Source organism: Pedobacter roseus, from assembly GCF_014395225.1.
GTDB lineage: Bacteria > Bacteroidota > Bacteroidia > Sphingobacteriales > Sphingobacteriaceae > Pedobacter > Pedobacter roseus.
Map to the genome: position 1 here is coordinate 1620617 of NZ_CP060723.1, position 22628 is coordinate 1643244.

15 protein-coding genes are annotated in these 22628 nt (G+C 38.9%); 9 read left to right on the top strand and 6 right to left on the bottom strand.

Translation table 11 applies throughout. From position 1 onward, the window contains the following. Nucleotides 1-481: 481 nt before the first annotated feature. The 4 genes from H9L23_RS07060 to H9L23_RS07075 all read left to right on the top strand — a co-directional run bounded on the left by H9L23_RS07060 (nucleotide 482) and on the right by H9L23_RS07075 (nucleotide 5504). Nucleotides 482-2134, top strand: a complete 1653-nt coding sequence (locus H9L23_RS07060) for a glycoside hydrolase family 35 protein (RefSeq protein ID WP_187594299.1) — start codon at nucleotides 482-484, stop codon at nucleotides 2132-2134. 14 nt (nucleotides 2135-2148) lie between these two features. Beyond that, nucleotides 2149-2808: a discoidin domain-containing protein gene (locus tag H9L23_RS07065; RefSeq protein ID WP_187594300.1), complete on the top strand. Its 660-nt coding sequence runs from the start codon at nucleotides 2149-2151 to the stop codon at nucleotides 2806-2808. 136 nt (nucleotides 2809-2944) lie between these two features. Continuing rightward, nucleotides 2945-4297: a Gfo/Idh/MocA family protein gene (locus tag H9L23_RS07070; RefSeq protein ID WP_187594301.1), complete on the top strand. Its 1353-nt coding sequence runs from the start codon at nucleotides 2945-2947 to the stop codon at nucleotides 4295-4297. A gap of 115 nt (nucleotides 4298-4412) precedes the next feature. Continuing rightward, the gene (locus H9L23_RS07075) at nucleotides 4413-5504 is read left to right on the top strand and encodes a phosphotransferase enzyme family protein (RefSeq protein WP_187594302.1); all 1092 of its coding nucleotides are present in this window, start codon (nucleotides 4413-4415) and stop codon (nucleotides 5502-5504) included. Nucleotides 5505-5921: 417 nt separating this feature from the next. Here H9L23_RS07075 and H9L23_RS07080 read toward each other — a convergent pair whose 3' ends face one another. The 4 genes from H9L23_RS07080 to H9L23_RS07095 form a co-directional block, all read right to left on the bottom strand. Then, nucleotides 5922-6389 carry a GtrA family protein gene (locus H9L23_RS07080; protein WP_187594303.1) on the bottom strand — a complete coding sequence of 156 codons (468 nt, stop codon included), beginning with the start codon at nucleotides 6387-6389 and terminating at the stop codon, nucleotides 5922-5924. Then, nucleotides 6386-7075, bottom strand: coding sequence for a CDP-alcohol phosphatidyltransferase family protein (locus H9L23_RS07085; RefSeq protein ID WP_187594304.1), 690 nt, complete (start codon nucleotides 7073-7075; stop codon nucleotides 6386-6388). Before H9L23_RS07085 ends, H9L23_RS07080 begins: the two co-directional genes overlap by 4 nt. Before the next feature lie 158 nt (nucleotides 7076-7233). After that, nucleotides 7234-8040 (bottom strand): phytanoyl-CoA dioxygenase family protein, encoded by an 807-nt coding sequence (locus H9L23_RS07090; RefSeq protein WP_187594305.1) that lies wholly within the window; start codon nucleotides 8038-8040, stop codon nucleotides 7234-7236. A gap of 953 nt (nucleotides 8041-8993) precedes the next feature. Continuing rightward, nucleotides 8994-9785: an SDR family NAD(P)-dependent oxidoreductase gene (locus H9L23_RS07095; protein ID WP_187594306.1), complete on the bottom strand. Its 792-nt coding sequence runs from the start codon at nucleotides 9783-9785 to the stop codon at nucleotides 8994-8996. 161 nt (nucleotides 9786-9946) lie between these two features. Here H9L23_RS07095 and H9L23_RS07100 point away from each other — a divergent pair, with 161 nt between their 5' ends. Both H9L23_RS07100 and H9L23_RS07105 read left to right on the top strand, forming a co-directional pair. After that, a complete protein-coding gene (locus H9L23_RS07100; RefSeq protein WP_246474877.1) occupies nucleotides 9947-12298 on the top strand; it encodes a TonB-dependent receptor in 2352 nt (783 codons plus the stop codon). A gap of 3 nt (nucleotides 12299-12301) precedes the next feature. After that, a complete protein-coding gene (locus H9L23_RS07105) occupies nucleotides 12302-13417 on the top strand; it encodes a PepSY-associated TM helix domain-containing protein (protein WP_187594307.1) in 1116 nt (371 codons plus the stop codon). Here the strand turns inward: H9L23_RS07105 and H9L23_RS07110 are convergent. Then, entirely contained in the window at nucleotides 13392-13808 is a 417-nt protein-coding gene (locus tag H9L23_RS07110) for an SRPBCC domain-containing protein (protein ID WP_187594308.1), read from the bottom strand. The genes H9L23_RS07105 and H9L23_RS07110 overlap by 26 nt on opposite strands. 339 nt (nucleotides 13809-14147) lie before the next feature. Between H9L23_RS07110 and H9L23_RS07115 the strand changes: the two genes are divergently transcribed. The 3 genes from H9L23_RS07115 (at nucleotide 14148) to H9L23_RS07125 (ending at nucleotide 21492) form a co-directional block, all read left to right on the top strand. After that, nucleotides 14148-15677, top strand: coding sequence for a GAF domain-containing protein (locus H9L23_RS07115; RefSeq protein WP_187594309.1), 1530 nt, complete (start codon nucleotides 14148-14150; stop codon nucleotides 15675-15677). 4 nt (nucleotides 15678-15681) lie between these two features. Then, nucleotides 15682-20532 carry a chemotaxis protein CheB gene (locus H9L23_RS07120; protein WP_187594310.1) on the top strand — a complete coding sequence of 1617 codons (4851 nt, stop codon included), beginning with the start codon at nucleotides 15682-15684 and terminating at the stop codon, nucleotides 20530-20532. 672 nt (nucleotides 20533-21204) lie between these two features. Beyond that, on the top strand, nucleotides 21205-21492 hold the full coding sequence (locus H9L23_RS07125) for a SelT/SelW/SelH family protein (RefSeq protein WP_187594311.1): 288 nt from the start codon (nucleotides 21205-21207) through the stop codon (nucleotides 21490-21492). A 374-nt stretch (nucleotides 21493-21866) separates the two neighbouring features. On the opposite strand, the gene H9L23_RS07130 is transcribed toward H9L23_RS07125, so the two are convergent. Then, on the bottom strand, nucleotides 21867-22394 hold the full coding sequence (locus H9L23_RS07130) for an OmpA family protein (protein WP_187594312.1): 528 nt from the start codon (nucleotides 22392-22394) through the stop codon (nucleotides 21867-21869). Nucleotides 22395-22628: the final 234 nt, after the last annotated feature.

Here is a 22628-nt window from a genome sequence, read left to right on the forward strand (position 1 = left end):
GAAGCCGATGTTGTTGGTGTTAAGTTGTAAATGATTTATTTTTAGTGCGTTAAGTTATTATAGTTGCTTCTCATCGCTGTATAGCCATTTTTGACGATCAATTTTTATAAAATAACTATCTGATTTTAGGTTGGCTAGATAGATTAAATTTGGGGTAAGGGGTGTATTTTCCCCGTTATGGTTGCGAAGTGGAAATACTTCTACATCTTTTTAAATTAGATTATATCAAAAACCTCAATATCCATGATATTTCATCCTGGTTTTATTTCCCCGTTAACAAGCCAGCCTTTTAAAAATGATTTTATTCCTTTAAAAATGGTTTAAACCCAATTGCAAAATCAGCATACCGTTTAGGTTTAATTAAAATGTGTGGGATTAAAAATTAGTCAATCGTTTGCGCTGATATTTATGTTGTTTTGCTCATTTGCTTGTTCTACTTTTAAAAAATACAAATCAACAAACTCCAATATAACCTAAACAAATGCGTGCCTTTTTGCTTAAAAATATACTTGTTATAGCATTTTTAATCAGCCTGACTGTAAATGGCTGGGCCCAAAAGCAAACTACCTTTGCCATTGGTGCCGATGCTTTTGAGCTTAACGGCAAGCCTTATGTAATACGTTGTGGCGAAATGCATTTTGCACGTATACCCAAGGCCGAGTGGAAACAGCGTTTACAAATGGCCAAAGCCATGGGTTTAAATACCGTATGTGCCTATTTATTTTGGAACATGCACGAAAAACAGCCCGATCAGTTTACGTGGACAGGGCAGAGCGATGCTGCCGAGTTTTGTAAACTGGCAAAAGAGGTAGGTTTATATGTAATATTAAGGCCAGGGCCCTATTCTTGTGCCGAGTGGGAGTTTGGCGGTTTCCCCTGGTGGCTGCTTAAAGATAAAAACATCCGTTTGCGCACACAATATCCATACTTTTTAGAAAGATCGAAAAAATACCTTTTAGCCGTTGGTAAACAGCTGGCACCCTTACAGATCAGTAACGGCGGTAACATCATTATGGTGCAGGTAGAAAATGAATACGGAAGTTATGGCAACGATAAAGATTATATGAACATCATTAAAGCCGATTTAAAAGAAGCCGGCTTTACTGTTCCCTTATTTCATTGCGATGGACCTTCGCAGTTAAAAAACGATCATCCTGAAGGTTTATTTGCGGTGGTAAACTTTGGCAGCGACCCTGAAGCCAATTTTAAAGCACTAAGGGCTATACAACCCACCGGCCCGCTGATGTGTGGAGAATATTACCCGGGCTGGTTTGATAGCTGGGGCAGGCCACACCACAAAGGCAATACCCAGCGCATTGTGGATGAACTGAAATACATGCTCGATCAGAAAGCATCCTTCAGCATTTATATGGCACATGGTGGTACCAGTTTTGGTACTTATAGCGGCGCCAATGCACCACCTTACCTGCCGCAAACCAGTAGTTACGATTATGATGCGCCTATTGATGAGGCCGGTAACGCGACTGAAAAATTTTATGCCATCCGTAAACTTTTTGCCAGTTACCTGCAAGCAGGGGAGGTACTGCCTGAGGTACCTGCCGCAAACAAGATACAAAAACTACAGCCGGTTATTTTCTCCTCAATTGCTGTGCTTGATAAAAACCTGCCTAAGCCGGTATTAGCAGATACAGCAATGCTAATGGAAGATTTAAACCAGGATTTTGGCGCAGTATTATACGAAACGGCTTTGGCTGCGGGCAAAAAAGCTACACTGGTTTTTAAAGATATTCATGATTATGCACTGGTATACCTCAATGGTAAAAAGATAGGTGAGCTGGATCGGAGAAAAAATAAATTCAGCATCGAAATTCCAGCCAGAACCGCCAAAAGTACCTTGAGGATTTTGGTAGAGGCTACCGGAAGGGTAAACTATGGTTACCAGATGCACGATAGAAAAGGCATACACGGGGAGGTTTATTTAGCCGAAAACGGTAAACAGACCGCATTAAAAGGCTGGAAAAATTATCCAATCAGGATGGGCGACGTGAACATTCCTCTGCGTTACGAAAAACTTAGCAACCAGCCTGCAGCGGCAGCTTTTTATAAAGGAAGTTTTAATGCCGGTAAACTGGAAGATACTTACCTCGATATGGGAAATGGAACAAAGGATTAGTTTGGTTAAATGGAATGTGTTTGGGCAGGTACTGGAATATCGGCCCTACACAAACCATGCTGGTGCCGGGTAGCTGGCTCAAAAAAGGCAAAAATGAAGTGGTGGTTTTCGATCTATTTGGAAACGAAAAACCAGTGCTCAACTTTTTAGATCAGCCGATTTTAGATGTGGTGAATGAGAAACAGCCCGAACTGCACCGCAAGCCCAATCAGAAATGGGTAGCCGAAGCGCAGCAACCTTATGCAGAAGGAGCCTTCGCCAACGATAAAAAATGGCAAACGGTGAGTTTTAAACCGGTTACGGCCAGGTATTTCTGCCTAGAGGCATTATCAGAGCAAAAAGGACAACCATATACTACTGTGGCCGAAATTGTACTGCTTGATGATAAAGGCAATGAAATTCCGCGCAGTGATTGGAAAATTATTTTTGCCGATAGTGAAGAGCTTGGTAGCGACGACGGAAACGCAGCCAATGTGTTCGACCTACAGTTTACCAGTATATGGCATACCCAGTGGGAAAATAAATCGCCAAAACCACCGCACCAGATCGTAATCGACCTGGGTAAAAGTTATAACATTAAAGGATTAAAATTGCTGCCAAGGCAGGATAATGCAAATGGAAGGATTAAAGATTACAGATTATATTTTAATCAGGCACCATTTAAAAACCTTTAGCATAGAAATGCCGATTAATATACTGTAGATGAAGTGGTTTTGTAAAGAAAAAGGGCGAAATAATAGCTAGTAAAACGTTTGTTCAGAAATAACCGGATCAATTAAAAAACTAAACAATAAATATTAAACAACACAAATGGAACGTAGAGATTTTATCAAAAATGGTGCATTTACGGCTGCTGGTTTAACCATCCTGCCAACCGGAAGTTTATTTGCATCATCAGACAGTGGAAAAGTAAGATTAGGCTATATCGGTGTAGGTGCACGTGGCATGAGCCATATCTCTGAAGGTGCTTTAAGGGATGACGTGGAAATTGTAGCAATTTGCGATACCCAGGAAAGCTCGCTTAAAGTTTGCCGTGCTTTTATTGCTAAGAAAGGCAGACCAGCTGCAACCGAATATACGGGCGGGGTAGATGCCTATAAAAAACTGATAGAACGTAAAGATATCGATGCGGTAATTATTGCAACCCCATGGCAGTTTCACCGCGATCAGGCAGTTGATGCCATGAGAGCCGGTAAATATGTAGGCTGTGAGGTTATTGCTGGTTTAACCGTTCAGGATCACTGGGATATTGTAAATACTTCAGAAAAAACAGGCATGCCTTACATGACCCTGGAGAACGTTTGCTACCGCAGAGATGTTATGGCTGCTTTAAACATGGTTAGACAAGGGCTTTTTGGCGAATTGGTACACTTGGAAGGTGGTTATCAGCATAATTTAAGAAACGTACTGTTTAACAACGGCAAAGATTATTATGGCGGTGGGGTAGAGTACGGACCAAAAGCTTTAAGCGAAGCACAATGGCGTACACAATTCAACATCGATCAGGATGGCGATTTATATCCAACCCATGGTGTAGGCCCGCTAATGCAGTATGCCAACATCAACAGGGGTAATAGCTTTACCAGTTTGGTATCCTTTAGCTCTAAAGCTAAAGGATTGGCGGCTTACGTAGAAGAAATGTCGCCAGGCCACCCAAATGCCAAAATCAATTATAAAAATGGCGATGTAACCACTACCATGATTAACTGTGCAAACGGCGAAACCGTTTTATTAAGTCATGATACCCACTTGCCCCGCCCATACTCGATCGGTTTTAGGGTGCAGGGCACAAAAGGACTTTGGATGGATGTAAACAAATCGGTTTATATCGACCATAAATCGAAAAAAGATGATGTATGGGATCCGGCTCAGGAGTGGTTTGCCAAATATGATCACCCGCTTTGGAAAAAATATGAAGCAGAAGCTGTAGGAGCTGGTCACGGCGGTATGGATTGGTTTGTATTTAATGGATTTATCCAGGCGGTAAAACAGAAAAAACAAACGCCAATTGATGTATATGATTCAGTTACCATGAGCGTAATTACACCACTTTCTACCAAATCGTTAAAAGAAGGAAATATGCCACAAAAATTCCCTGATTTTACCAAAGGAAAATGGAAAGACCGTAAAAATACTTTCGCTTTAGACGATAGCGGCTTTTAGTCTCGGTTGCGGGTAGTGCCTTATAGCCTGCCCGCATATTTAACACGCAACTTTATCCGGGTATATCAATTTAGATTAGCCTGGAACAATTTTCATTCAAATATATTAACATCTTATGTTTCAAGAAGTCTTAGGTGCTTATGGACTTAACGTAGAAAAATTTAAAATTGAACCTTTCGGCTCGGGTTTAATCAACCATACCTGGAAAGTTTATAGTGAAGAATTAGCCTATATTTTACAAGAAGTAAATACCGAGGTTTTTCGTCAGCCTCAAAATATTGCCCAAAATATCGAGACGATAAAAAAATACCTGGATCAAACTGCTCCCAAGTATTTGTTTGTTGCGCCTATATCAACTTCAGACGGGAATGATTTTGTGGTAATTGATGATCATTTTTACCGCGTTTTCCCTTTTGTTGAGAACTCTTGTTCAATTGATTTTGTGCACCGTCCGGAGCAGGCTTATCACGCTGCAAAGCAGTTTGGTAAATTTACAAGGATGTTATGCGCTTTCAATGTGAAAAAGTTAAAGCCCACCATCGAAGATTTTCATAACCTGCCCTTACGTGTAGAGCAGTTTAAAACGGCACTGGAACAGGCCTCTCAGCAGCGCATAAAAGAAGCGAAATTTGCCATCGATGAAATCATCAGGCATTACGATATTGAAGAACAGTACGGTCACATGGTAGATAGCGGTGCACTTAACCTGCGTGTGGTTCACCACGATACTAAAATCAGTAATGTGCTGTTGCAGGTAGATACCGGTGTTGGCTTATGTGTTATCGACCTTGATACGGTGATGCCAGGCTATTTTATAAGCGACGTGGGCGATATGATGCGTACTTATTTATCAGAAGCAAACGAAGAGGAGAAGGATTTTAGTAAAATAGCCATCAGGGAAGATGTATTTGCAGCGATACATAAAGGATATATGGAAGAAATGGACCCGGTTTTAAATTTTACCGAAAAACAGTTCTTCATTTATGCCGGTAAGTTTATGATTTACATGCAGGCGGTAAGATTTATAGCCGATTTCTTAAATGGTGATACTTACTATAAAACCAATTATGCTGATCATAACCTGGTGAGGGGCTTAAATCAGATCGATTTATTGAATAAATATATTGCAAAAGAGCCTGAATTTGAAGAAATTATAAAGAAAATTAACCAGGACAGGTTAAGCGAATCTAAAACAATATTAAACTGATAAGGTAAAAGGTAAGGTGTTCGGTTTTTTATGCTTCATCGTTTGAGCTGGACATCCTTTTTACCTTTATTAATTAGAAACATACATACATTTATAATCAACGGTGTGTTGAATTTGAAATTTTTACTTTTACCATCGACAGATTTAAATAGAAAAGTCGTCATTGCTAGGAGGAACGACGAAGCAATCTTTCATGCTTTTAATAATACAACAGAGATTGCTTCATCCAATGAGAAATTGGATTCGCAAAGACGATTTATCGTGACAAATCATCTCCTTAAAAGCCTATCGTTATACTTTTTTAAAGAAATTAACCTTTAAATAGCTTTATTTTAACGAATAAAGCGCAAACGCTTGCCAGTTAGATATGGTAGGGCTATTATACAGTACATCATCAAAAAAATAGTAGCAAAGTAACTAAGCCCTTTGCTCTCTCCCGATCGGGTCAAAATATTCCTCTTCATCCTCAAATTCACTTGATTTACTAATCTTGAATACCCAATATTTCATCAATGGATAATTAAATCCATAAGAAACAACACTGTCAATCAGCAATCTGCCGATTTTGTAGTCTAAATTCAGGCTTTTTTGTAGTAAATATGTTCCACCTGATTTAAGTGAAATACTGCCCAAAACCACCGTAAAAAAGCGGATGAGTTGGCCACTCGCTGAGCTGCAGTAATCGCCACTGCCCTTAAAAGCCCAAAAACGGTTGATGCAAAAGTTAACAATTCCGCCAACAGTACCTGAAATTAAGATTGAAATGGTAAAATGGATATGAAGCCACTCAGTTAAGAGGATCATTAATCCATAATCGGTTAATCCGCCAGAAAATGCCGATACCTGCGCTTTTAAAAAAAGCTTTACCGATGGCCAGTTGATCATGCTTTTTCCTCCCTGTCTTTAGCATCTCCTGCTTTTAAAAGTTTAAAGGTATCGATGATATTGATCGTTAATAACAAGGCTACCACTGCAACAGCAAAATAGGTAATACTGCCCTCAATAAAGGTTTCGGCCATCAGGATAATCGAAATAATTACGCGCAATTCAGTTGGACCCAAACGACCCGAATCGATCTGGTAATGCCCTGTTATTTTGTAGCGGAGCTGACTAATGATCATCGACCAGCCGTAGAGTACTACAAAAAGGAAGGCTAAAATCTGGGTAAACCCTTCCGCATAAAAATAATATCCAAAACCAATAAGGATAATGCTGAGCCAATCCATAATAATATCGAGTGCAAATCCGTACCATTTTCGGGGTGTTTCGCGGTAATAAGCCAAACGACCATCTAATGAGTCGCCAAGCCAATTGATGAAAAACCCTAAAATTCCGAGCAGTAAGTAATTTCTATCGTAAAAATGCGCTAAAATAAAGGCGGAGAATACAATTAAAGACCCAAACATTCCTATGCCCGTCATGATATTGGGAGATACCCATGCGGGAACTTTTTTTAATAAAAAAAGAATGAGGCTTTGCTCGCCCTTACGTAAAATATTCGTCCGTTCCCGATCTGCAAATACCCTTTTGCCTTTTGTATGGTCCTCGTTCTGTTTAATGTTATCCTCCAATTTATACCCCAACCAGTATTACGCTAAATATTATTGCGGTTCCCGGTCGGTAAAATTTTAAACTGATTTTCTTCGGTATGGCCTTAGAAAAGTCGCTTACCCGCTTTAGCTTCCCTGATCTGATCAGGTAACTGAATAAAAGTACAAATAACATATATTTATTTTACAATCCCTGCAAAACGCTGGTAAAACACCGTCGGACTATTCTCATTTTTTGGTGCATACTTGCCTGCAATAATCGGGATGTATATTACACGGCGTCTGCTTTCCTCGCCACGAACGGCCGCTTCTGCAACCCTGTGCCATAACCTGCCATCGTGTATGGTTAAATCACCAGCCTCAGGCAATATCGATACTTCCTCTGCATCCGGTTTATTATCCAAAAAGTATTTCTTGCGGAACAACATCTGGTAGATACTTTGTCTGTGTGTGCCCGGAATAATTTTTAGCCCGCCGTTTTCAGGTTTTAAGGTGCTTAAATGGATGCCTACATTTAACATCGGGTTTAGCTTGGTGCCATAGAAGATGTCTCTTAAACCATCGGTATGCCAGCCCATTTTGCTGAATTTGCTGTCTGGACCATTAATATAATGGTTAAATACCATACCGTCTTTTTCTTCGGTACCCAGGCGTGCACCATCACCAGCCAGCTGAAGCAGTGCATTAAAACGCGGATCCAACAATAAACCGCTCAACGTTTGGTGTTGTTGATTAAGAAAAGCGAAACGTTGTACAATCGGCGAGCCGTCGAGGTCTTTTCCATATTTAATGGGCACTCCGTTTATTTTTTTGATATCTTGCTCGATCCATTTTTTTTCTACCTCTTTAGAGGCATCGATAATAGAAGAAACGGTTTCTGGTTTGATAAAATTTTTGAAATGGATAAACCCATGCGTGTTAAAAAAGTCAAGTTGCTGCTCGGTTAACTGTTCAGATAGGGTAAAGGTTGGATACGATGTGGCCATTGTAAAAAAAATTAAAAGTTTAGGAAAAAGAATAAATTGGAGAAATAGAATTATGCGCAACAACAGCACATTCGCATGGGCGAGTGGTTCGGTACTGAAGGAAAATAAAACAGGTTAGTTTTATTCGACATAGTCTATAGAATTAGTAGTATTTAATACAAACGTAACATATTTTTAATATTCCAAAGAATTTTATTTGAAATATTTGAAAATATTTTTTCTTTGTTCAGGGAGTTTGGCTTATTTAACCTCAAATAACGCAGAGGGGAGGCGCAAAGAACACAAAGTTGGGTGGCTAATTAATTCCATTTATTTACTCTTGAGAAATTAGCGTAAACTTTGACAATCTTATAGGCCCTTCGACTTCGCTCAGGGTGACCCAACGAGATCAGAATCGGTCGTTATTGAACGTTAGAAATTGATTATTGGTCATTAATTTAAGTAAATTACTTTGACAATCTTATAGGCCCTTCGACTTCGCTCAGGGTGACCCAACGAGATCAGAATCGGTCGCTATTGAACATTGGAAATTGATTATTAGCCATTAATTTAAGTAAATAACTTTGACAACTAATAGGTCCTTAGACTTCGCTCAGGGTGACCCAACAAGATCAGAATCGGTCGTTATTGAACATTGGAAATTGATTATTGGTCATTAATTTAAGTAAATAACTTTGACAATCTTATAGGCCCTTCGACTTCGCTCAGGGTGACCCAACGAGATCAGAATCGGTCGTTATTGAACGTTAGAAATTGATTATTGGTCATTAATTTAAGTAAATTACTTTGACAATCTTATAGGCATTGAGCCCAAAAGATTGTCAAAGTAATCGACAACTAATAGGCCCTTCGACTTCGCTCAGGGTGACCCAACGAGATCAGAATCGGGCGTTATTGAAAATTGGAAATTGATTATTGGTCATTAATTCCAACATCCATCTCACATTTCCATCTTATTTCGTCTTATAAATCCCAGCCGCCATTTTTTCTATAAATCCCTTTGGCAAAATCCTGTTGGCGTATACACTGATGATGTTCGTAAAACCTGGAATAATTTCCGACTTTTTATCAAACATTCCTTTTATGGCTATTTCAGCCACTTCTTCCGGCTGCATGTTAAACTTTTCGGCCATTTTACTAAAAGCATCTAAACCTGCACGGCTGGCGAAACCCGTATCAACTGGCCCGGGACTTAAACAGCTTACTGAAACATTGCTATCTTTAAGTTCGAAACGCAATGCCCTCGTAAATGATAATACAAAGGCTTTGGTCGCCGAATAAATGGCTAGGGTAGGCACCGCCTGGTATGCAGCCGTACTTGAAACATTAAGGATATAAGCTTGCTTTTCTTTAAAAAGGGTTGGAAGGAACAAATGGGATAAAGAAGTAACAGTATTCATATTTAACCGGCACATTTCTAGCTGACCAGCCAAACCCAGATCAGCAAATTTCCCCCATAAACCATAACCTGCATTATTGATGAGGATATAAACAGCATAATTTTTGCCAGTTACCCAATTTTTCACTTCTGTCGGAGCATCAGGCAGGCTGAGATCAATCGGCAGAATATCAACTTCAACACCATATTGATTTTTGATCTCGGTTTGTAGTGTACTCAATTCATCAGCCGATCGGGCAATAAGCAAAAGATTGATTTTTCGTTTGGCTAAAGCTACAGCCATCGATTTACCTATGCCTTTGCTGGCTCCCGTCACCATTGCGTATTTAATCTGCGTTTCCAACATTTTTTTAGTTTAAACAGTTAACGCAAATATCAAATAAAATAGAACTTATGTCTTAATTATTTTAAAAAGCATGAACGATTAATCACCATGTAAGCATCTTTTTTGATTTATTATTTTTAACGAGTCTAAATAATGTTAGCTTTGCCGAAATTTCAAATTTCATGAAACACGCCTACATAAAATTTCTTGCCCTTATTCTCTTTTGCCTGTCATCGATTTCACTCTTTGCACAAACAGATAAAGGAACCATGAGTGGTAAGCTTGTCGATTCGTTGGGAAACAGCATCCCTTTTGCCAATATTCAGATCAGGAAGCAGCATCTTAAAACCACATCAGATAAAACAGGTGCGTTTAAATTCGTTGCTGTACCTGTCGGAAATCAGCAGGTTAGGGTTTCAATCACCGGATATGAACAGTTTGAACAGAACGTATTGGTTACGCTAAATGATACCGCTAAGGTAATTTTTGTATTAAAAGAGCAAAGTGAAGGACTAAATGATGTAATAGTTTCAGCAAGCAGAAGGCCAGAATCGCTATCGCAAACGCCATCGTCTGTAACGGTACTAACTTCAAGAGAATTAAATACCCAATCAACCATTAGTCCGAATTTGGCCAATATACTTTCTTATAGTGTTCCTGGTTTAGGGCTTTCTACCAATCAGACTGGTAATTCAGGTCAGACTTTGCGTGGTAGAAATGTATTGGTGCTGATAGATGGTATTCCACAGTCTACGCCATTAAGGGCTGGTGGAAGAGATATCCGCAGTATCGATCCTTCGGTTATTGAACGTGTTGAGGTAATTAAAGGTGCAACAGCGATTTATGGAAATGGAGCAGAAGGTGGATTGATCAACTATATTACCAAAAAAGCCGATAAAGGCAAATCATTCGGGGGTTACACGCAGGCCGGGATTACCGGAAATTTAAAAGGCGATAGCACGATAGGTTACCGTTTTTCGCAACAGCTTTATGGCAAAACTGGTAAATTCGATTACCTGGTAAGCGGAATGTTCGAAAAAACCGGTGTTTTTCGTGATGCGGATGGTTTGGTGATTTCGCCCGAATACGGTTTGGGAGAAACTAAATCTTATAACGGTTTCGTGAAATTAGGTTATAATTTTACGGCAAAGCAACGTCTGCAGGTGATGTATAATTATTTCAGTTCAAGGCAGCATTCTAAATATATAACCAAAGATGGTGTTTACGGACAATCGCCGGCCATCGGAATTTTTGGAACAAGATTGGGTGAAGATGAAGGAACAAGATTTAACCACAATGCCAATTTACAATATACCAACCAGCAGATTTTCGGTAAAACCGATTTAACGGCTAATGTATACTACCAGGATTTTTATACCATTTATTCTAACTCAGCATCATTTTTCGGGAGCGGTCAATCAGCCATTACTTCAACCAAAAAAGGAGCCAGGGTTAATTTAAATACGCCATTTAACCTTACAGCGCAAGTGCCGATGCAATTTAACTATGGTTTGGATTTAATGAATGATAAAACCGCACAAAGCTTAACCGATGGCCGTTTATGGGTGCCTGATATGAATATGGTCAACTTTGCACCTTATTTACAGGCTTCTGCAACTTTGATTAACGATTTAACCATTAAGGGAGGTTTAAGGGTAGAAAACATCAATATTGATGTTGATGATTTTAATACTTTGGCTACTGGTGCTAATGGTGCCGGAAGTATTGCTGTTCAAGGTGGTAAATTAAACTACAATGCCTTAGTTTTTAATGCAGGTGCGCGTTATTCTAAATTCAAATTCTTTAACCCTTTTTTGAGTTATGCACAGTCATTTTCGGTGTTCGAGTTAGGAAGGGTATTGAGGGCGGCAAAAAGCAATACTTTATCTCAGTTAGAAACCAAGCCTATTATTGTAAACAACTATGAAGCAGGTTTCAGCAGTACCATTGAAAAGCTGAATTTCAGTGCTGCATATTATTACAGTACATCAAAACTAGGCGCCAATCTTTTAGAGGTTAACGGGACCTATATTTCTCAGCGTATCCCCGAACGTGTTTACGGGTTTGAAATCCAGGCAGATTACCAGGTTTTACCTGCTCTGAGCATTGGAGGTAACTATGCACAGGTTGAAGGAAAAGGCGATGTTGATAATGATGGCAATTATAACGGCGAAAAAGATGTGTACCTGAATACCACACGGATCCCGCCATCAAAAACGACCGTTTACTTTAAATATTCAGGTGTTAAAAACCTCAGTGTAGATGTAAACTGGATGCGTGTAGGAAACCGCGACCGTTTTAAAACCAATGCGGCTGGTAAATATCTTATTGGTGAAGGACCTGTAAAGGCATACAATTTATTTAATATTGCTACGGTTTATCAATTTACAGAAGCTTTAAAATTATCGCTGGGTGTAGAAAACCTTTTGAATAAAGTTTATTATCCTGCTATATCTCAGTTTTATGGTAGCAATGTAAATTATGTGCGGGGAAATGGACGTAGATTTAACCTATCCCTGGGTTACGCTTTTTAAGCCATGAAGAACAGAAACTTTAAAAATGCCATCAGGAACATTCACCTTTGGTTAGGTCTGGCAACTGGCCTGGTGGTAATAATAATCAGCATTAGCGGCGCGCTTTACATCTTTGAAGAAGAGATCCGGGATTATACGCAAAAAGATTTCCGTTATGTAACGCTTCAGCAGAAGCCTTTTGTGGGGTTGGATAAGGTTATTTCCAGTTTTGAAAAACTTTCTCCAAAAGATAAATTAAGGTTAATCAGGATTGAAGATGCCATACCAAATGCAACAGTAGAAATTACCACTAAAAAAGCTGCTGTTTACTATTTTAATCCTTATGATGCATCACTAGTAAAAAAAGGTGGTGAAGACTGGCTTCAAGTTGTAGAACATATCCACACCTCATTATTGCTGGGCAAAACAGGTGAGTTTATCATGCAATGGTCGGTGGTTATTTTTGTGCTGATGCTCATTACCGGGTTGGTACTTTGGTTCCCGGGGCAGATGCGTTTATTAAAACAATCGTTAACGATTAAAAGAAAAGCTTCCTTTAAAAGGCTTAATTACGATCTGCATAATGTATTGGGCTTTTATGCTTCAATTGTATTACTGGTTACTGCTTTAAGTGGTTTATATTTTGCTTTTAAAAGCGTTAAAAATACAGCAAGTTTTTTTACAGGAACTAAATTAGGGCAAGGAAAAGCCGTTGTTGCGGCTAAACCTTTACAGATCGATCCGTTGCCTTTACGCTACAATAAAATTTATACCGAGGCTAAAATTAAATATCCAGGTGCCGTTTCTACCAGTTTTTCGGTACGTGGAAAGGGAGAACTTAGGTTAAGGATGATCTACCCTTACCGATGGGCACGTAATCAGAATACTTTTTTTTACGAAGAAGCTACAGGAGCAATAGTAAGGGCGAAACTGTATAAAGATTTTAACGGGGCTGATTTGATTGAAGCCACTAATTACGACCTGCATACCGGTAGGCTTTTGGGAATGCCTAACAAAATTGTTTCCTTCCTAGCGGCTTTAATTGCGGCGAGCTTACCCGTCACCGGTTTTATCATCTGGTGGAAAAAAAGGAAGAAACCAGTAAAGAAAACGGCTACAACTGCTCAGCGTAGACTTTAAACTTGTTCAATACCGATTGGCAAAATTCCTGTTGCATAGTCAAATCAAGACCTGTAACGGGCTCAAAGATTTCGGTTAAATTAACAGGCTCGTTTCCTGTAAAAGTAATGGTTGTTTTTCTGCCATCATCCAACGTGTATGAAAGGCTTTTGTGCAAAATAATTTCGGTATAGGTTCCTTTAAAATCGAACTTTTCGCTGCCATCTTTTTTAACCATGGCATATAAAAATTCCCCTCCTTCAACCAGGTAGTTCTCAATCTTTTTGTTGATCCAATCTGCCGATGGAGCATTCCATTTGGCAATGTGCTCGGCTTTATTCCAAAGTTTCCAAACCAGTTCAATCGGTTTGTTAATCGAAACACTTGCTGTTAAAATATTTTCGCTTTTCATATATTTTAGGTTATACCATAAAGTTAGCCCTGAAGAATCTAATTTTAGGCGGCCATTGGAGACAGATTAAGGGCTGTTTTGCGTACAAAAGTTGATTTTATGGATTTTTCAGTCTTTCATAAGATTTAAAATGACATTCCTTAAGGTTGTTTCTTTGATATTATTTCTACGTTTTTTCTTTCAGTAAAGCCCTTAATTTATATTTTAGCCATAATATGCCATTGAAAATTGATCATAATAGAAATTATCTCAAAATGTAAATTTGTTGGCAGTATAATTGTTAAAAAATGGAATCTTGTGTTTTCCCCTCACAAGCTTAGCCATCAACGATAGTCGGAAATGTCAGAAATACGAAACTATGATGCAGAATTCTGCGGAAACCTGCCCATACACCACATTAACTCCATTCAGGACTACGGATACCTGCTGGTTCTCGATAATAAAACCCTGAACATTATTCAGGTCAGCGAAAACCTGAACCTCATTACCGGTCAGGCCCCAGCACAGATGGTGAATAAACATTTGTCTTCTTTTATCAGCAGCCATGATGTAGAAAATATTACCAAACTCATCAATGGCAAGGCAAAAGATAGGATCCCATTGAGTTTGGCAATTGAAAATGAAGGCGAATCATTATCATTTGATGGTTTGATCCATATTAAAAGTGATTATTCCCTACTTGAAATAGAAGCTTCGTTAAAAGATGGACAAAAAAGCTTTTCGGATGTTTTTCAGGAAGTAAGGCAGTTTATTTCAGCTATGGAAAGCGTTTCAACATTAGATGAAGTGTGTAAGGTAGCCATTAAACAATTGCGGGAAGTTTCTGGCTTTGATGGGGTTAGGATGTATCAATTTGATGCCAATTGGAATGGGACGGTAATTGCTGAAGAAATTTCGGGAGCTTTAGAAAGTTACCTTGGACAAACCTTTCCAGCCTCTGATGTGCCCAGGCAAGCCAGGGCACTTTATCTTAAAAATCCTTTCAGGCTTATTCCAAACCGCAATTATAAACCTGTTCGGTTATATCCGGTGATCAATCCTTTAACCAATGCCTTTATCGATCTTTCTGATTGTAATTTGCGTGGTGTGGCTTCGGTGCACCTGGAGTATATGCAGAATATGAATGTAAGCGCGTCCATGTCGATCAGGGTTTTGCGCGAAGGCAAACTTTGGGGTTTGATTTCATGTCATCATATCGGGCCAAACTTCCCCAATGTAGATATGCGTTATCTTTTCGAATGGCTCTCCGTAGAGATTTCGAATAGAATTGCGGCCATTTTAAATCTGGAAGATTATAATCAATCGGCCTCCAGATTAGAAAAGCGAACTGCCATTACTGATTTTATATATGCTAAAGATGATATTATCGAAGGATTGCTGGATGACAAAAACCTAAATATACTTTCTTTGTTTAATGCTGGTGGAGCGGTGGTAAAGATTGGAAATCGCCTGGAATACCTTGGTGATACTCCTGATAAAAGCGAAGTGTATAACCTGATGTTATGGCTTGAAGGAAAAGGTACTGAAAAGGTTTTTTCGAGTAGCTACCTCAGCGAAGTATATGAAGAAGCCAAGGCTTATGAACAAATAGGAAGCGGCATTTTGGTCATCCCGGTTGATGAAAGAAGTGGCGATTATGTAATCTGTTTTCGTCCTGAGGTAATAAGAGAAATTAAATGGGGTGGAGATCCTGAGCAGGTCATCAATTTTGATAAGGATGGGAAAAACTATCACCCACGAAATTCGTTTAAACTTTGGTTGCAAACGGTTTATGGTCAATCATTGCCGTGGAACAACAATGAACTGGAGATTGCCGAATCATTGAGGAATTTTATATTTGAATTTAGAACAAAGCAACTTTATAATTAACCTGATGGAAAAAAAGCAGGAAAAGGAAAAGCAGGATCTGGTATTGAATAAGCGTTACGATAAATATATTGTGGCCATTGGTGCCTCTGCAGGTGGTTTAGAGGCTATTCACGAATTTTTCGACCACATGCCCGCGAACTCTAGTTTTTCCTTTGTTGTAATCCAGCACCTTTCTTCTGATTATAAGAGTTTACTGGTAGAATTGGTAGGCAAACATACCCACATGAAGGTGTTTGAAGCCGCAAATGATATGGCCATTCAGCAAGATTGTGTGTATATCATCCCCAATAACAAACTCATGACTTTGGTAAAGGGGAGGTTGAGACTGGCCGATAAATCGCAGGTTAAAGCACCAAATACAGCAATAGACCATTTTTTATATACCCTGGCCAAAGATAAAAAGGAAAAGGCCATTGCCATTATCCTATCGGGAACTGGCACTGATGGCACTAAAGGCATCCAGAGCATTAAAGAAAACGGAGGAATGGTGATCGTTCAGGATCCCGCATCTGCCAAATTCGACGGTATGCCCAATTCAGCCATTGCATCAGGCAATGCCGATCATGTAATGGTTCCTTCACGCATGCAGGAAGAACTTTTTAGTTATGTGAATGAAGAACCTGTTAAAGTTCTCGAAAATGGTAAAGTAAATGAAGAACTGCTTGATGAGATATTTAAGCTGGTTCACAATAGTAGCGGAAACGATTTTAACCTGTATAAAACACCCACCATTATCAGGCGTATTGGCCGGAGAATGAATGAGAGGGGGATTAAAAAGTTAGACCGTTATGTGGCCTTTTTGCGCGGGAATGAGCATGAGGTGAAAATTTTAGCTCAGGATTTTCTGATCGGTGTAACCAAATTTTTTAGGGATGAACAGGCTTTTAAACAGCTGAGCGAATATGCCTTACAGGATATTGTATCAAGAAAAGAGGATGGTGATGTCATCAAAATCTGGATCTGCGCCTGTAGCACCGGAGAAGAAGCTTATTCTGTTGCGGCAATGGTTAACGATTGTGTAGACCGCTCGGGTAAAAAGATCGAAATTAAAATATTTGCTTCCGATATCGACGAAAAAAGCATCGAAATTGCTTCAAAAGGCCAGTATCCGCTTAGCGTAAAAAAAGAAATTCCGGCCGGTCTGTTCAAAAAATACTTTGTACAGGATGGTAAATTCATCAGCGTAACTGCGAGTTTGCGTAAGCAAGTGGTATTTGCCAAACATGATGTTATAAAATCGCCACCGTTTATAAAAAATGATCTTGTTACCTGTAGGAACATGCTCATTTACGTAAATAACATCCTTCAGGAAAAAATTCTTTCGATATTCCATTTTTCACTTCTGCCCAATGGTTACCTGTTCCTTGGATCAAGTGAAACAGCATCTTCAATGAAAGCAGGGTTGACTGAAATTTCGGGTAAATCAAAAATCTATCAGAAAACAGGAAAAATAAATTATTCTACTTACAATACCTATAATACAGGTTCAAGGACGGCCCTTGGACAAGAACGTAAAAAAGGAAGCAATACCGATATTATACAAAGTCCTTTAGAAAAACGCCTGGCCGATTTTCTTTCTACAGATCTCGGTTATGTTGCGGTATTTATAGATAAGGGCTATATTATGCAGGATGCTGTTGGCGATTATCGTCAGTATTTATCCCTGCCTGAGCAAAGCATTGAGCTGAATATCTTAAAAATGGTACCCAGAGAGGTATCGGTAGTGCTTAATACAGGACTGAGAAAAGCCTGGAAAGAAAATAAAAAAGTAGCCTTAAAAAAGATCCGTTTTAAGGATAATGTATTTGTTAATATCTCTGTCGTACCGTCTGATCCAGCCAATACCAATGGTTTTACCATGGTTGTTTTTGCCGAACATGTTTTGGAAATTGTTGCCGGTAAAGATGAACTGGCATTGCCCGGTTTTCATGATGCTACGCAATCCGAATATGTTTTTGAGCTCGAAGCCGAACTGAACGAAACCCGTTCGAACCTGCAGATGGCCGTTGAAGAGATGGAGACCACCAATGAGGAGCTTCAATCCAGTAACGAAGAACTGCTTTCGGCTAACGAAGAGCTGCAATCCAGCAATGAGGAGTTACAATCCCTTAATGAGGAGCTTCATACCCTGAACACCGAGCATCAGCTTAAAATTAAAGAACTGATTGAGCTGAATGATGATCTGGACAACTATTTCAGGAGTACCGACATCGGTCAGATTTTTCTGGATGCCGGAATGATTATCCGCAAATTTAACCCTGCTGCCATCAGTATGGTGAACCTGATTGAAGCAGATATTGGCCGTTCAATAGAGCACATTTCGAATAATATCAAGGCGGAAAGCTTTACCGGTGATATCAGAAAAGTATTGTTAAACGGTCAGATCATCGAAAAAGAAGTACAGCTGAAGAACAGTACCCGCTGCCTGATGCGTATTATGCCTTATTTAAGGAAAGATAAGCGTGTGGATGGCGTGGTAATCTCTTTCGTTGATATTTCGAAAATTACCGAACTGAACAACATCATCAGTGGCGTTTTCAATGCCAGTTTAAATGGTATTTTGGCTTTCAGGGCAGTTAGGGATGCCAAACATTTTATTGTAGATTTTGAATGCAGCACCTTTAATGATTCTGCACTGAGCATTTTAAATAAAAATAAAGGAGAATTAACTGGAGCCAGGCTGGTAAAAATGATACCAGAACTGGCTGTAAGTAACCTGTTTAATAAATATGTTGGTGTTGTAGAAAACGGAAAAGTGCTCGAAACAGAGCTACAGCTTTCTAAAGAACAATGGTGCCAGCTCATTGCCGTAAAAATGTCTGATGGTTTCGTAGCCACCATAACTGATATCAGTCAGCAAAAGCTGGCTGAACAGAAGCTGAAGAAAAACTATAACGAACTATTGGGTACACGCGAAAACCTGCGTCAGCTTAACGCTGATCTGGAGTTGAAGGTAAAAGAACGTACCATGAAACTTTCCGAAAGTGAAGAACGTTTCAACCTCGTATCGCATGCCACAAATGATACCATTTGGGACTGGAACTTAGCGCATAACACCATGTGGCGAAGCGACAATTTTACCAGCATGTTTGGTTATGAAAAAGATTTGGAAACCCAAAATATTGCCTTTTGGTTTGATAAAATCCATCCGGATGACCGCGAACGGGTAAAAACCAGTGTTTACGATGCCATTAACCACAACGAAACGCAATGGTCTGCACAGTACCGTTTAGAAAAAGCCGACGGCACTTATGCTACATTGCTTGATCGTGGAAGTATTTTATTGGATGACCTGCAAACGCCTTACCGAATGGTAGGCTCTATTGTGGATATTTCGAAACTGGTTGATACCGAGGTGAAACTAAACTCCACTGAGCGTAAATTCAGAAAGATTTTCGAATCCAATGTCATCGGGATTTTGTTTAGCAATACCGAAACCGGAAGGATAGATGATGCCAATGATATTTTCTTGAAATTATTGGGCTACACACGGTCTGATTTCGAAAATGGAAATATTGATTGGATGCAGATTACCCCTGAAGCTTTTATGCCGATCAGTAAAATATCCGCTAAATTATTAAAAGAAGAAGGCTTTTGTCCGCCTTTCGAAAAACAATACCTTAATAAAGATGGGGTTCCTGTAGATGTTTTAGTTGGTTCTGCACTGCTCGATGAGGAAGTACCAAACGGTGCCGTAACTTATGTGATTGACATCAGTAAACAAAAACATACCGAGAAAAAACGTATTGAGCTTCAAAAACTCATAAAAAAACAACAGGACGAGTTTTATAGCATTTTTAAAAACGCACCTGCATTAATCACCATTCGCAGGGGTAAAGGGCTTAAATACGAATTTGTGAACGAAGCCTTTAAAACATTTGATGGCGGGAACGATTATATCGGTCACTCCAGGATAGGCAATGGTTCTAAATTCGAATCGTCCGAACTATTGGACATTGAAAAGCGTGTGTTGCAAACTGGCGAAACTTATGTGGCCAATGCTTACCGTATCGATCAGGTAAATAAAACTACTGGTAAATCGGTTGAAAAATGGTTCGATATTATATTAAATCCGGTATTTTCTGATCAGGGCCTGATTGATGGCATTGCTTTCTTTGGTTTTGAAGTAACCGATTTAATGAAAGCGCAACAGGCAACAAAAGAGTTGATGCACCGTAAAGATGAGTTTATGAGTATTGCCAGTCACGAACTCAAAACCCCTATTACCAGTATCAAAGGCTTTTTACAATTTGCCTTAAGAATGGCTGAACAGCAGAAATTCGAAAAGATTTATGAATTTGTAGATAAGGCGAACCGTCAAATCGGAAAACTGACCGCATTGGTGGAAGATTTACTGGACGTAACCAAAATACAGGCTGGTAAAATGACTTTTAATTTCTCTGATTTTAATATAGCCGGGGTAATTGAAGATGCCATTGATGGCCTGCAGGAGAGTATGCACGGACATGATATTGTACAGGAAATTACCGATGTGGAGGTACACGCAGATCGTAACCGTATTGAACAGGTGCTGAGTAATTTTATCTCCAATGCCATTAAATATTCACCAGGTGCTGACAAGATTGTAGTGCGGGCAAAAACCGAGCAGGATTACCTGCTAGTTTCCGTTCAGGATTACGGTATTGGCATTCCTAAAGATAAATCGCAGTTTGTGTTCGATCGGTTTTTCAGGGTGGAAGCTTCATCGCACAGTTTTTCTGGCTTAGGCCTTGGCTTATATATCTCTGCAGAAATTGTTGAAAGACATGGTGGCGAAATCGGCGTTAACAGTAAAGAAGGGGAAGGTTCTGAATTCTGGTTTAAAATTCCATTGAAGGAAAATAGTTTGAAATAACCAGTTGTTATTATTGATTTTAACCTCTTATTGAGATTTTTATTGTATGATAATCAAGATAAAGCAAACAAAATGTGCTTTGTTGATGTCTTTATAATTCCTCTAACACGGGAGTAATTTGAAATGGGGTAAACATGGATGTGGATACCCCTTTTCTGTTTTAATAACATGTTAGTTTAAAACTTGTTTAGTTCATTTTGTTCAGTGTTACTCAAATACTCCTTCAGGTTGTGTAATTAATCCCAACTATTTGAGCATCGTGGTGTTGCTTTAATATGGATGATAGGGCAAATTTAATTTTAGGTATTGTTTTTCTGTTGGCAGGAATATTTGTTTTCTATATTATTTTTAGGCCCGATCGGGAAAAGAGAAGATAAAGGTTAATCAGACTTCTTCCATTTTTTACCTCAAAGGCTCGAAGAGAAGGCGCTGAGATCGCAGCTTTATTTTACACCTCAAATTTCAGGTATTCGAATCCTAATTTTTTGATTAATTTATTCATCATTAAGGAATTAAGGTAGATAAGAAAACTTTGAAAATCTTCCGGGTATTGAGCAAAAAAAGATTGTCAAAGTCATTTGTCTGATTTGTGCATATTGATTATTAACTTTCATCACCCCTTTCCATCTTACATCTTCCATTACTTTACGTATTCTTGTAAAAAAAGAATCCATGGAAAAACCAATCATAAACATCACTTATTGCCCCAAATGTGGCTGGTTGTTGCGTTCGGCATATATGGCGCAGGAAATTTTAACAACTTTTGTAGATGAATTAAAAGGCGTGACTTTATTGCCAAGTGAAACCTCGGGTGTGTTTACAATAACCGTGAATGAAAAATTGATTTTCGACAGGAAACAGATGCAGCGCTTTCCGGAGATTAAAGAATTAAAACAGCTTATCCGTGATGAAGTGAATCCATGTATGAACCTTGGCCATTCTGATGTTAAACAAGGGTAATCTAAGGTTACTAATCTAAAGTCAAAAAACTGCTGGATTTTTTTTTGGAAATGGAAGTTCAGTTTTTTATAGGGGTTTTCAGCCCCGCTCTTTGCTAAATTCCAATGAAAAATCGGAATACCGCTTTCTATCGGGTTTATAGATCATGGATAGTTGCACAATGGCGGCCAACTAAACCTGACCTTAGCGAGATGCCGATTTTTCAGCGGCAGAAGCGGTGGCAGGACTGCACTAAGCCAAATGCTGCTACAACTGCTTTCCAAACTAAAATTGATAGGTATTTTAGTGGTTTTAGTAATAAATTGTGAAATTTAAACCCCGCAGGTTTTTAAAATCTGCGGGGTTTAAATAGTCTTATTAATTATTCTTTATCCTTACTTCTGAACCTTAATTTCAGTTCTACGGTTCAGGATTCTGCCTTCTTCAGTCGTATTTGCACTGATTGGATCTTTATCACCATGACCCACAATGGTAAAGTTTTCGCTTTTTAAACCCGCATTAACAAAATAAGATTTTACAGCATTTGCGCGGTCGATAGATAGCGACATGTTATGCTCAGGGGTACCCTCTGCAGATGAATAACCGTTAAGTACAAATTTGGTATCAGGCGATTTTTTCATTTCCATTACTGCTTTATCCAAAATTGGGAATGAAGAAGTTTTAAGCACAAATGAGTTAAATTCGAACTGGATGTTATCTAAATTAAAATTTGGTTTTTCAATTGGTTCTGGTTTTTCTGGTTCTGGCTCAGGTGCTGGTTTTTTCTCTTCAACAGGTGGCTTTGGTTTTTCAACAGGAGCCGGAGCTGGTTTTGCCACCAGTTTTTTGGTTTTACAAGAATACATGGTAAGCGTACCCAAAGCAATAAGCGTAGTAAATAGGAGATTTTTGGTAATGTTCATGTTTTAAGATTAATTTAAGTTTATTGTGTGTTTGTTGCCCAAACATACTAATAAATGATTACACGTATAACGGTGTTTTATTTAAGAAGTTATGTTTTCTGTATTAATCATAACGATTTAGTTGTTAATTTCCGGTCGATTTTAGGGTAACTTATTTTAAATCAACACCGTTTTAATGCTATTTTCTTCAAACATATTCCGCTTAAATTTCTTTATCTATTATAAAATATAGAT